Genomic DNA, 12,463 nt, shown 5'->3' with positions numbered 1-12,463 from the left:
ATCATGGATTTCGGATTTTCTGAGCAGCAGCGTGACGTGCAGAATTTAGCGCGAGATATTTTGAATGACAATGTCAGCGCGCAATCATTGAGTCAGTATGACGATTACAAGGCTGAACGTTTTGATCGCGACTTGTGGAACAAACTCGCCCAGGCTGGCCTGCTGGGCGTTGCAGTAGATGAAGAATACGGTGGCATGGGTTTTGGTTTTTTTGAGTTGGCCCTATTGCTAGAAGAAGCGGGTCGCACCATTGCGCCATTGCCTTTAATGTCGCACTTGATTTCAGCGGCGCTACCGATCCAAAAATTTGGCAGTGATGCTCAAAAACAACAGTGGTTGCCTGGTGTAGCTAGCGGCGAGTCCTTATTAACCGCCGCCTTAAGCGAAGCCTATAACGATGATCCGGCTCAGCCGTGGCTGACGACCGCCAAGACTGAGGGCGACACCCTAGTGATTAGCGGTGAGAAAACCAATGTGCCGTTTGCACATATCGCCAATAGAATACTACTCGCAGCGAAAACCAGTGACGGTCTTGCTGTTGTGTTGCTCGACCCGAAGGCAAAGGGTGTGACCCTTAGCGCGCAGCAGGTCACTACTTATGAGCCGCAGTTTGTGCTGACTTTGGAGAATGTTCGGGTGGACGCGGCCGACATTTTGGCAGTTGGCGTTGATGGCCAAGCGGCGATGCAATGGATTGCCGAATGTAGCACCGTCGCATTGTGTGCCCATCAGCTTGGCGCCAGCGATAAAGCCATGCGGATGACGGCGTCTTATACCGCCGAGCGCAAGCAATTTGGCGTATTAATCTCAACTTTTCAGGCTGTGGGGCATCGCGCTGCGAACTGTTTTATTGACGTTGAATGTTTGCGTTTGAATACCTATCAGGCGATTAGCCGCTTAGATGGTGGTTTGGACGCCACCAACGAAGTGCAGATCGCTAAGATATGGGCCGGTGATGTGGGCCACCGCGTTAGCTATGCGGCGCAGCATTTGCACGGCGGTGCCGGTATTGATAGAGATTACCCGCTTTGGCGCTATTGTCTTTGGTTGCGTCATAACGAAATTGCTTTGGGTAGCTCGGCAAAAACTTTGGCGAAGCTGGGTAAGCGGATTGCGGCGGGTGAGGCATTCTGTAGTTAGTAGAAGTGAGTGTTGTCATTAATAAGCCGCCTTCGGGCGGCTTTTTTGTGGGTGCTATTGCGTCGCGCATTCAGCAAAGGCTTGTATACTAAGTAATACTCGGCCGGATTTGCTTAACAGCCATAGACAATGGGTGTTAGCATCAGACGATTATCGTAATAGTTGATATTTGACTTTCTGAGTCGAATATAACAATGGGACAATAAGAATGAGTCACTTACGCAGTATTGTTGCATGCCTTTTTGCCAGTGGTTTTATCTGCGCTGCAAGCGCTACCGAAACCGGCAATATTCTAGGCGAGATCGGTTTTGTTGATGAGGAAACCGGCGTCACCGTTGAGTCGATAGAGCGTGGAGAAATGTCGGGTGAATACCGGGTATTAATATCGATGCCGCGTAAAGGCGACTCCCCGCCAATGGAAATTGAAGAAATATTGGTCACCGCGCCGGCATTAAAATCAAAAGATGTCGCTCCGCCAGCCCGCTATGAGTTTGTAGAAGACTATAGTGAAGATCGCTACGGATTTTATGTGTATATCGGTAAAAGCAGAGAGTGGCCCTTCCGTATTTTTTTTAAAGATCATGACAGCGACCTAATTCATAATCACTAATGTAAACTTGTTCAGCGCATATTGTTGCAGTGTGTATTCACCGAGAGTTCTTGGCGGCGTTGCACCATTAATAATGGCCGACCCCATAGGGTTTTCTGCTATCACAATTTATATCAAATGTAAGGTGTCATGGGCATGGAATGGACACGAGACCGTATTGTAGTAAGTGATGGTATTGAACTGGCATACGAAGACATTGGCGAGCCCGACGCGCCGGTAATTTTGCTCATTATGGGCTACGCCAGTCAGTTAATAGTGTGGCCAGAATCCTTTTGTCATCTGCTTGCAGACGGCGGCTATCGCGTCATTCGCTTCGATAATCGCGACGTTGGTTTGTCTACTAAAGTAGATGACGACAGGCCGCTAAGCATTATTGGCTTGCGGCTGCGTCAACAATTCAAGTTGCCATTAAACGTGGCGTATACCTTAGATGATATGACCGCCGATACGGTTGCACTGCTCGACGCGCTGAATATTTCTAGTGCTCACATTGTGGGCGCATCGATGGGCGGTATGATTGCCCAATTGATGGCGGCTAATTATCCTGAACGAGTTAGTTCGCTGGTGTCGCTGATGTCTAGTTCCAGTTTTGGCGGCATGAAGCCAAAAGTGCTTTGGCATATATTGAATAAAGCGGCTCCCGATCGCGAGGCGCAAATTGCCCACTCCCTAAAAACGTGGCGATTAATATCGAGCCCAGAACTCGGTGATCCAGAGCAACAGCTGCGAGCGCGAATTGAAGCGGCTTATGATCGTGGCCATCACCCAGCTGGTAAGGCGCGTCATATGGCGGCGATAATGGCCAGCGGTAATCGTCAGAAGCTACTTCATAAAATTAAAAGCCCCACCTTAGTGATACACGGTGACAAAGACCCTATGTTGCCGCTTAAAGGCGCGAAAGATACCGCGCGCCGCATCCCCAATGCCCGCCTCGAAATTATTGAAGGGATGGGCCACGACTTACCCGAAGCACTACTAGACGAGTTAGTGAGTTTGATCTTGGTGCATGTCCGAGGCGCTGACGCTGCAGTCTAAGTGCTAATGTTATCTCGCTGAGTTATGGCTTTATGTTTGGTGCATCACGCGATCACACTTAGCGGCTCGCGTCTTAGTTTTTTTTCTTAAGCCAAAAAATAACGGTCAGCTCAGAATCGGGGCTGAATTGCATAAATAGCTCCTATTTACGACTCCTTTTTATCACAAGCAGATTGACGCGCGGAACAGCTCGCGGCCATAATTGCGCATAACTTAATAAATGGACTTGGCAGATGTTGACTATTCAGAGTTTAAAATATTTTCATCATTTAGGGCGTTCCTTGGCAGCGATTGGCGCAGCATTAATGCTGTCTGCCTGCGCGACCGAATCGCATCAGGTAGTGCAATCGCAGACGGTCGCTAGTTATGGCACAGCCTACTCAGGTCGCAAGCAGGTGCTAGTGGTTGGTCAGTTTGATAATCGCTCAAATTATCTGCAGGGTATTTTCAGCTCTGGTTCCGATCAGTTGGGTAATCAGGCAAAGACCATCTTAAAAACCCATCTCCAGCAAACCAATCGCTTTACCGTCGTTGATCGCGAAAATATGGCGCGTATTGCTGAAGAAGCAAAGCTTAGCGGTATAAAACAGAAACTAAGTGGCGCGCGTTTCGCAGTCACTGGTGATGTTACTGAATTTGGTAGAAAGACGACGGGCGATCAACAGTTATTCGGAATACTAGGCTCGGGAAAAACCCAAACTGCCTATGCCAAGGTGTCGATTAATATAGTTGATGTGACCACTTCTGAGATTGTTTACTCCACTCAGGGTGCGGGTGAATATGCGCTGAGTAACCGCGAAGTTGTTGGTTTTGGCGGTACGGCAGGCTATGACGCCACACTAAATGGCAAGGTACTCAATTTCGCCATCACCGAAGCAGTTAATAATATGGTTCGTGATTTGGAAGCTGGAGTTTGGTCGGCCGGTAGTTAACAGGAAAGGACTCCAATGAAAAATATTATTTTAGTCTGCGTGTTAGCGCTGACGTGTGTCGCGTGCGTGCCTGCCCAAAAATCCATGTATTACTGGGGTAGCTATGAGGACCTGATCTATAAGATGTATGTCAAACCCGGCGAGGCACCACCGGACCTGCAAATTCAAAAATTAACGCAAGATATCCAGCGCGCTCAGGATAATGGCCAAGCCGTTCCTCCGGGTGTGTATGGCCATTTAGCTTATATGTATAGCGCCGTGGGTAATCTGCCACAGGCGACGACGGCTTTTCTCCAGGAGAAAGCGCTGTACCCAGAATCTGCAGTGATGATCGATGGGTTTTTATCACGCTTACAGCAGCAAGGAGCGCGATAATGAACAGGTCGATAATCAGTAAAGCAGGTTTTTTTGTGCTGCTGGCTTTTTCGCTTGCCGCTTGCCAGGTCGCACCATATGACTACTCTGCACTTGAAGCGAATAAGCCTCGCTCCATCCTTGTTATTCCGCCACTCAATGAATCAGTGGCCGTAAATGCTCCCTACACCTTTATTTCTACTGTGTCTAAGCCGCTTGCAGAGAAGGGGTATTACGTTTTTCCAGTAGCTGTTATCGATCAATTTTTGAAAGAGAATGGCTTGCCTTCGCCCGGTGAAATGAATGGCGTGCCACTGCAAAAGCTACGTGAGATTATCGGTGCTGATGCGGTTTTATATACCACCATTAATCAATGGGGACAGAAGTTTCAATTGGTTAACTCGGCGACTATTGTGGATTCTGAACTTAAGCTCATTGATGCGAGGTCTGGAGAGTTATTGTGGACGACGCGTGCGTTTGCCCAACAGTCATCCGGCGACGGTGGTGGTGGCTTAGCTGGCGCCATAATTGGCGCAATTGTAGATCAGATTGCCGGTTCCATTGTTGATCGCACACCAGCGCTTTCATCTGCCGCTAATACGGTAGCCATTAATGCCCCGAATCTAGGTTTACTGCCTGGCCCCTATCTTCCTGAAGAGAGCCATTCTGAGTGAAAATGTATTGGTGCTGAGCGGATGTTCTGAACGGAAAAAGCCCTGAGGCATTCGCTAAGGGGCGTTCGTTATTACTACTTAGGTCAATGGACCGCTGCACTGAATAGTATTGATTTCTTGGGGATCCGCTAAGAATTTAGAGTGATATATTTTCGCAGTACTAGAGGTGTTAGTTTGCTAATCTATGATTAGTATTCGATCACTTTGATCTGTCGATTTAACTGAGTTAAAGCAGACCTTTTTCAATTTGTCGCTTAATCCATTTTGCAGAATTTGCAGTCGCATGTGCGCCGGTTTGCTCGGCTACTAAATCGGCAGCCAGTACAAGCTTGGCTAAGTCGATACCAGTATCAAAGCCCATTTGATTTAGCATGAGCACCACGTCTTCGGTGGCGACATTACCCGATGCACCGGGTGCAAAGGGGCAGCCGCCCAAGCCGCCAATCGAAGAATCGAATTTACGTATACCGCATTCTATTGCCGCGAAAACATTGGCGACGCCCATTGCGCGGGTGTCGTGAAAATGGCATGACAGGCGCTGTGCACCAAACTCCGCGACTAGCTTACTCATAAGTGACTTCACCTGCGCTGGTGAGGCCGCACCAATGGTATCGGCTAATACCACTTCGGGGGCGCCGGCGGCGAATAATTCGCTGCATAAGTCGATCACCGTTTTCTCCGGTATCAAACCTTCAAAAGGACACTCCCAGGCGGTAGCAATGCAGGCGAGAGTGCGAAAGTTATCCGCTTGACCTCTGCCCAATACGTCTTTGGCAAAGCTTAAGACTTGGGCATTGTTCATGCGAATATTTTTTTCATTCATGGCGTTACTGGCGGCAATAACAAGGCTAACCGTGTCGATGCCAGAGGCTTTGGCTAATTCATACCCTTTGAGGTTAGGGATGAGCGCAGAGAAGTGAAAATCGCCTTTAGGTAGCGCGACGATGACCTCAGCAGTGCCACGCATTGCTGGCACAGCGGCAGGAGATACAAATGAGCCTACTTCAATATGTGTTACACCGGCTTTGAGCAATGCTTGAATTAAGGCCACGCGCTGTTGTGGTTCAAGTGTTACCGCTTGATTTTGCAAGCCATCGCGGGGACCAACATCGTTAATTATAATTTTTTCAGCCATGGCGTAATTCGTCATCCGGTATTCTTTTGGTGTGTTCTTAGGCAATGATACCCGCGGCTTTTAGTCTCGCGGTATCCGCTGCTGAGTAGTTGCTTAATTCCGCCATCAGTTCATCAGTATTTTGGCCCAGTAGCGGTGCCGCAGAGAAGGATTCTTCATTGCTGCGTGACAGTTTAATGGGGTTGCCTGGACCCTTGGTGCTCGCACCTGAGGGGTGCTTTAGCTCAACGACCATATTGCGATGCTGCACCTGTGGGTCATTTAATGCCTGCTCAAAATTATTAACCGGTGCGACTGGAATCCGTGCGTCATTTAATTTTGTTAGCCAGTTTGCGGTGCTGTCGAGGCGGAAAATATCGGCTAAGGTTTGGTCAATTATTGCTTTGGCTGCCAAGCGTCCTGGCTGGCTGTCGTATTTGGAGCTATCAAGGGCTGGGCAGTTCACCAAGTCTTTTAGCTTGTGCCAGAAGTTATCGGTGAGCACACAAATAACAAGATGGCCGTCGGCGGTTGGATAGCTGTTGTAAGGCACGTGCACAAAATGACTATTGCCGATAGGGTGGGGGTTCTCACCCGACAGGTGATACATGGTGGCCATGTAATTTAGTAATGAAATCTGCACATCGAGCATAGAGATATCAACGTGCTGGCCAACACCGGAAGTATGACGTTCTATCACTGCGCTAAGTATTCCCATAATGCCAAACATACCACCGCCCAAATCGCCGATAGGTATACCTGCTCGCATGGGCTGGCTGGCATCTGTGCCGGTAATGGACATACCGCCACCATAGGCTTGAGCTACTTGGTCGAAGGCAGGTCGATTTGCACCGGGGCCGTCTTCGCCAAATCCGGTAATTGAGCAGCTAATAATGCGTGAATTTATCTTTGCCAAATGTGGGTAATCAATTTTGAGTTTGGCGGGGACGCCAGCGGCAAAATTATTAATCACTATATCGGCGGTTTTAACTAAATCGTAAAAAATATCTAAACCTTCAGCGCTTTTTAAATCGATAGCGATACTGCGTTTATTACGATTTAGAGTGATGAAATACGCACCCATGCCGTCTATGGAATGCCGGGGGTCGTTGGCCAGTAATTTGCGGGTGCCTTCGCCGCTGATCGGTTCCACTTTGACGAGATCAGCGCCGAGGTCAGCTAGTGTCATAGTGCAAAATGGGCCCGACAGCATATGGGTTAAATCCAAAATGCGCAGGCCCTTGAGGGGTTTATTCATAGCTAGCTCAGGTCTTTTGAGTTTATGCTTTATCCGGCGCTGACGACTGATCCGCCGTCAATAACTAGCAGTCCGCCAGTCATATACGACGATGCGCGTGAACATAAATAAATGGCGGTACCCGCAGCGTCTTCCAACTTACCAGTGCGGTTCATGGGAATACTGTTATTCAGGGCTTCTTCGTCTTCCATTAAGAAGGCGGTCATATTACTGGGGAATAAGCCGGGTGCAATGGCATTCACATTGATGTGGTCTTTAATCAAGCTAGCACCTAATTGCTGGGTGAGTTGCAGCACGGCTGCCTTGCTAGCGGAGTAGGAAAAAGTATTCTGATGTGAGTAGCGCAATGCGTAGATGGATGCCAGATTTACAACCCGTGCAGGTTCATCTTTGGTCGCCGCGCTGCGCAGCAAGGGCAGTAATTTTTGGGTGAGAAAGAACACCGATTTTACATTGAGATCCATGACCTTATCCCAGCCGCTTTCCGGAAACTCATCGATAGGAGCGCCCCAGGTTGCGCCTGCGTTGTTAATCAGAATATCCAGTTTACTCTCTCTGCTTATTAGCTCATCAGCTAACTGTTTAATACCATCTAATTGAGATAAGTCTGAGGGAATAGCAATACACTCGCCCAGCTCAGACAGCCGAACGCAGGTCTCGTTAAGTTCTTTGGCCTTGCGTGAGGTGATATAGACCTTGGCACCGGCGCGCACAAAGCCCTCAGCGATCATGGCACCAATACCACGCGAGCCACCGGTGACCAGAGCGGTTTTGCCTGCAATCGAAAATAAGTCCTGCATAAAAACTCCTATTAAGCCTATTTATTAGCGTTGGCGATATTGTTCTTCACCGAAGGAATATGACCACGTTTTCTCGTCTAATTCCATTTTAAAATTTGGCGGCAGCTGATAGACCCAGCCATGAATGACATCCTTGCCTTTTTGTACTGCGGGTCGTTCTTCAATGCGTTTAAACCAGTGGTGCAAACGGGGGAAGTCTTTGTCGAGATGAATATCAATTAAGGACAAGCAGCGCAGCCAAGGCCAGCAGGCAATATCGGCGATAGAGTAGTCGCCAGCCAAATAGTCTTGCTGTTGGAGCTGAGCTTCTAGCACGCGGCATTGACGTAGGCTTTCGTTAACATAGCGTTCCCGGGCGTAATCCTGCGGAACTCGCGCATAGCGAATAAAGTGATGGGCTTGTCCCTGTAAAGGACCAACACTTGATACTTGGAACATCAGCCACTGCAGTTGCTGAAAGCGAGTCGCGGGATCTTGCGCCATCAGTTTGCCGGTTTTCTCGGCGAGATAGAGGAGGATAGCGCCGGTCTCAAAAATCACCATTGGCTCGCTACTGCCTGAAATAGGGTCGTGGTCTACTAGCACCGGTAATTTATTGTTGGGGTTGAGCGCCAGTAATTCCGGCTTAAATTGGTCACCTACGCTGATGTCGTAGGGGATGACATTGTATTCTAGGCCCAGTTCTTCCAGGGCGATTGAAATTTTATGGCCGTTGGGCGTAGGAACGGTATGCAGGTCGATCACAATGCGACTCTCCTTATTTAATTGTCAATTATATTGACATTGTGGGCGGGTCAATGTCCAGTGGAATTTCTTCGATCTGGGCTTTCCTCAAGTGTGGAATAGGGCACTTGACGGCAGCTTGTGGACGCGTTAATAATGTAAACATAGTTGACAATATAAATGTTCAGAGTCGCCCCGTTTTTTGCGACTATCTGAACAAGTCGATGCTCAATGTCGGCGCCAAATAATAATAATAAAGGTAGGGTCATCATGTTAATTGGTTCAAACACGCGCTGGTGGGCGGCGGGAATAGTCGCCTGTGTGGCGCAAGCTGTCATCGCGGCAGATACGTCGTCAGATGCCACGTCAATGCAAAGCACAGATTCGTCTAGTCGCCGCATGTTGGAAGAAGTGGTGGTGAGCGCGCAAAAGGTCAATCAATCATCTCAGGACGTACCAATATCATTAACAGCAGTTAGCGGCGACTTTATGCGCGAGGTGGGCGCAACCGGCTTGCAAGATATTGCCCCTTATATTCCGAATGTGCGTTTTTCTTCGGATACTGACCCTGCTCTGGCGCAAATTAATATCCGTGGTTTTGGTTCTAATCCCCTTAACTCGGCCTTTGATAGTTCAGTCGGCTTTGTGCAAGACGAAATATTCTTCAATCGCCCCTCTTACTATAACGAAGCGATGTTCGATATTGCCCGAGTTGAAGTGCTGCGGGGTCCGCAGGGAACTCTATTTGGCAAGAACACTATTGCTGGGGTGTTCAATGTGACCACTAAAGGTCCGACTGAACAGCTGTCTGCGGATTTGCGGATGAATAAAACCGATCCTGAGGAAGTGAGTTTAGAGGCGGGTATTGGCGGCATGGTTACCGATTGGTTTGGTGTTCGTATCGCCGCACAAGATATTAGCCGGGATGGTCAGCTGCACAATCAGTTTTTGAATCGCCAAGATGATAAGCATGAACAGAATGCCCAACGTATAAAATTATTATTTCTACCCACCGAAAAGGTGTCATTCGAATTGATGGGTGTGGCTTCAGAAACATCGGCAAATTACTGGGGCCTCCAGTTAATGAGCCTAGATGAGGGCAGCAGTGATTTCCTTAAAAACTATGATCCCGATATTGAAGGCGATCCATATAATTTTACCAGTTCGTATGATCAGGATGGTTTCTTAGATAAGACCTCTGACACCCTCGGCTTGAAAACCGACTGGGATATTGCTCCTGTTGGCGCACTAGATAATCTTAATATGGTATTAGTGTTAGCTGATACCGCATTAACTATCGACAGCTTGGTCGACCTGGATACCTCGCCGGCTAACCTTGCGGTGCTAGAGGTGGTCTCAGATTACGAGCAGCAATCAGCCGAGCTACGATTTACCGGCACGGCGGACAGCCTATTTGGGCTCGGCTCGGGGGTTGAATTTGTAATGGGAGCTTATGTCTTTGATTCGCGATTTAGTCAGGGTGTGAAAATAAATACTGGCGATGACTTTGGCGCTTATTTACTCACCGATGACGCCTTGCAACTGGTCTCCGGACAGACCAGTGTTTCAAGTGGAGGCTTGCTAGGTGGGCTTAACCTTGCCGGCATTGGTTTGATCAGTAATTCAACGGGCGCACTCAGTGGCGAAGATTTCTTTCGTTTAGATTACCTTTTGAATGTGGATGCCCAAGCGGTTTTTGCACAAATGAGCTGGGCCTTGACCGATCAGTTTATTGTCACCCCGGGTATTCGTTATAGCCGCGAACAAAAGGTCGCGGATGCGAGTGGAGAAGGTGTTTGTCGCACCGCCGCACTGGGCACGCCTTGTATAATGGAGTCGGCATTAAGCGCAGAAGACTACGATGAGCGAGGCTTAAGTCGCAAGGAAAGCGATGTTTCACCTAAATTAGCGTTTCAATATTATTTAAATCGCGACACTAATGTATTTTTAACCTATGCCCGTGGCTATAAAAGCGGCGGTTTTAATGCCTCGTCTTTTGGCGGCGAAGATCTGTCCTTTGAGCCGGAAGAAGCCGCGACAATAGAGGCGGGATTTAAAGGCGAGTTTTTTGAAAACACCCTGCGCTTGAATGCAGCGGTGTACCAAACCGAGTTTGATAATTTGCAGGTATTGGCATTTAACGGCGCGTTCTTTGATGTGACTAATGCCGCTTCAGCAATATCCCGTGGCTTGGAAATGGACTTTATGTGGTTGACGCCGTTTGAGCCGCTTAGTATTTCCGGATCGCTAGGACTGCTAGATGCCAAATATGACAGCTATCCCAATGCGCCAGCGCCGATTACTCAGGGTGTTCATGCCAAGCAGGATCTCAGCGGTAAGCGTATTGCGTTCGCGCCAGAGCAAAGCGCCAGTATTACTCCGACCTTGACCCTACCGCTATTTGGCCTTGCCATGCGCGCCAGTGTAGATTATTTGTACCAGGGTAATCAGTACACCGACGGGGACTTAGACCCCAATAGCTATCTCAAAGGTTTCTCGCAAGTGTCGGCTAGGATTAGTCTGGGCTCCACTGATCAACGTTGGGCTGTAACCTTGGGCGGTAGTAATTTAACCGAAGAAAAAGTACTGAATCAGGTCTTAGATACCGTATTTTTCCCCGGCTCCTACAACGCCCGTCAAAAGTCTGGCCGCAAGATTTTTGCATCGCTGTCGTTTGCTTGGTAAGGCCCTGTCATTGGATAGCGTGTAGCTGAGACGCTAGCGAATCTGGAAGCGGAACCCCATATAAAAGGTCCGCTCCTGAGCTGGCTCAATACCGTCGGCCCGCACGCGGCTGTAGTAGTCTTGGTTTAACATATTGTTGATGCCGCCGTACAAGCTCCACTGTTCTCTGTATTCATATTCGAGGCTGAAGTCCAGCACCTCATAGCCTGAAATCTTGGCAGCGACTTCATTGGCGCCGCTGCCACGGGCTAGGTTGGAGTCCTGCCAATACTGTTCACCTACGATGGTAGCGGTAAGAGCGGCGTTCCGCTTTTCGCTGTCGAACAGCAAGCAAGTACGCAGCAAATGTTCGGGCGAGAATGCAGTGCTGTTGCCAATCAGGCTGGTGTTCAAGCTATTGCTTATTTCGGCATCCAGCAGAGAGCCGTTGGCGAACAACTTCAGTGAGCGCTAGATGCTCGGTAGCAGGTCGTACTCTACGCTAAACTCCAAACCCTGATGGCGCGAGTCGCCACTATTTATCCTTTCAACGTCGGTGACAGTCACTTGGATCTGCTCGACTTTGTCTTCGAAATCGATGCGAAACAGACTGATATCGAGAACCAGATTATCAATCGCTTGGCTGCGATAACCGATCTCGTAGTTGACCGCGCGCGATACGCTGGGGTTGTTGCTACCCGCTAATTCCGATGCCGGGTTGATCAGATCGTCGAAGCGCTGCGGGCGATAAGATTCTGAGAAGTTGGCGTATATTTCTGACCGCTCACTAGTCTGGTACATCAGGCCCAAGCCGAACAGGGTTTCATTAAAAGTGCGATCTAGGTCGATGGCCTCCCGATTGAGATTCGGATTTTTCACCACTTCCGCTAAATCGTAATTGACCCGCTCGAAGCGCATGGTGGGCACCACGCTAAGTTTGCCGAAGCGGAATAGGTTCTCGACAAAAACAACGTTATAGCTGATGACGCGGTCCTGCTTGAAGGCTATATCCGCTGAGTTCTGTGCGCTGGAGCGAATGTCATTGCTGATATGACGGGTGCGCGGGTTGTCGCCTAGATAAGCGATTGTGCCGGCGGTTAGCACGTTGTCATGTCCCCAAGACAAGGCGTAACGAAGGTCGAAGCCATAGCGGATCGTT

Annotated in this window: 13 protein-coding genes; 7 read left to right on the top strand and 6 right to left on the bottom strand. The window is 48.9% G+C overall.

Going from position 1 to position 12,463, the window contains the following annotated elements; translation table 11 throughout:
• Positions 1 to 3: 3 nt before the first annotated feature.
• The 6 genes from ACI955_RS11950 to ACI955_RS11925 all read left to right on the top strand — a co-directional run bounded on the left by ACI955_RS11950 (position 4) and on the right by ACI955_RS11925 (position 4,745).
• The gene (locus tag ACI955_RS11950; RefSeq protein WP_415243971.1) at positions 4 to 1,140 is read left to right on the top strand and encodes an acyl-CoA dehydrogenase family protein; all 1,137 of its coding nucleotides are present in this window, start codon (positions 4 to 6) and stop codon (positions 1,138 to 1,140) included.
• Positions 1,141 to 1,348: 208 nt separating this feature from the next.
• On the top strand, positions 1,349 to 1,750 hold the full coding sequence (locus ACI955_RS11945) for a hypothetical protein (protein WP_415243970.1): 402 nt from the start codon (positions 1,349 to 1,351) through the stop codon (positions 1,748 to 1,750).
• 135 nt (positions 1,751 to 1,885) lie between these two features.
• Positions 1,886 to 2,785 (top strand): alpha/beta fold hydrolase, encoded by a 900-nt coding sequence (locus tag ACI955_RS11940; RefSeq protein WP_415243969.1) that lies wholly within the window; start codon positions 1,886 to 1,888, stop codon positions 2,783 to 2,785.
• Positions 2,786 to 3,018: 233 nt separating this feature from the next.
• On the top strand, positions 3,019 to 3,717 hold the full coding sequence (locus ACI955_RS11935; RefSeq protein ID WP_415243968.1) for a CsgG/HfaB family protein: 699 nt from the start codon (positions 3,019 to 3,021) through the stop codon (positions 3,715 to 3,717).
• Between the two features lie 15 nt (positions 3,718 to 3,732).
• Entirely contained in the window at positions 3,733 to 4,092 is a 360-nt protein-coding gene (locus ACI955_RS11930) for a DUF4810 domain-containing protein (RefSeq protein WP_415243967.1), read from the top strand.
• Entirely contained in the window at positions 4,092 to 4,745 is a 654-nt protein-coding gene (locus ACI955_RS11925) for a DUF799 domain-containing protein (RefSeq protein WP_415243966.1), read from the top strand. The genes ACI955_RS11930 and ACI955_RS11925 overlap by 1 nt, the downstream gene beginning before the upstream one ends.
• Before the next feature lie 226 nt (positions 4,746 to 4,971).
• On the opposite strand, the gene ACI955_RS11920 is transcribed toward ACI955_RS11925, so the two are convergent.
• Genes ACI955_RS11920 through ACI955_RS11905 form a run of 4 tightly spaced genes read right to left on the bottom strand, consistent with a single transcriptional unit; the run spans position 4,972 to position 8,661 of the window.
• Positions 4,972 to 5,895: a hydroxymethylglutaryl-CoA lyase gene (locus tag ACI955_RS11920; RefSeq protein WP_415243965.1), complete on the bottom strand. Its 924-nt coding sequence runs from the start codon at positions 5,893 to 5,895 to the stop codon at positions 4,972 to 4,974.
• Between the two features lie 22 nt (positions 5,896 to 5,917).
• On the bottom strand, positions 5,918 to 7,117 hold the full coding sequence (locus ACI955_RS11915) for a CaiB/BaiF CoA transferase family protein (RefSeq protein WP_415243964.1): 1,200 nt from the start codon (positions 7,115 to 7,117) through the stop codon (positions 5,918 to 5,920).
• A gap of 29 nt (positions 7,118 to 7,146) precedes the next feature.
• Entirely contained in the window at positions 7,147 to 7,917 is a 771-nt protein-coding gene (locus ACI955_RS11910) for an SDR family oxidoreductase (RefSeq protein ID WP_415243963.1), read from the bottom strand.
• A gap of 24 nt (positions 7,918 to 7,941) precedes the next feature.
• Positions 7,942 to 8,661: a glutathione S-transferase family protein gene (locus ACI955_RS11905; RefSeq protein WP_415243962.1), complete on the bottom strand. Its 720-nt coding sequence runs from the start codon at positions 8,659 to 8,661 to the stop codon at positions 7,942 to 7,944.
• 249 nt (positions 8,662 to 8,910) lie between these two features.
• On the opposite strand from ACI955_RS11905, the gene ACI955_RS11900 reads away from it, so the two are divergent.
• Positions 8,911 to 11,325, top strand: coding sequence for a TonB-dependent receptor (locus ACI955_RS11900; RefSeq protein WP_415243961.1), 2,415 nt, complete (start codon positions 8,911 to 8,913; stop codon positions 11,323 to 11,325).
• Between the two features lie 33 nt (positions 11,326 to 11,358).
• Here the strand turns inward: ACI955_RS11900 and ACI955_RS11895 are convergent, their stop codons facing one another.
• Positions 11,359 to 11,763, bottom strand: a complete 405-nt coding sequence (locus tag ACI955_RS11895; protein ID WP_415243960.1) for a hypothetical protein — start codon at positions 11,761 to 11,763, stop codon at positions 11,359 to 11,361.
• A 12-nt stretch (positions 11,764 to 11,775) separates the two neighbouring features.
• Positions 11,776 to 12,459 (bottom strand): TonB-dependent receptor domain-containing protein, encoded by a 684-nt coding sequence (locus ACI955_RS11890; protein ID WP_415243986.1) that lies wholly within the window; start codon positions 12,457 to 12,459, stop codon positions 11,776 to 11,778.
• Positions 12,460 to 12,463 lie beyond the last annotated feature (4 nt).

The organism is Zhongshania sp., assembly GCF_047636175.1.
Taxonomy (GTDB): domain Bacteria; phylum Pseudomonadota; class Gammaproteobacteria; order Pseudomonadales; family Spongiibacteraceae; genus Spongiibacter.
Note: the sequence above shows the minus strand (reverse complement) of the source record. Positions and strands in the feature narration are given on the sequence as shown.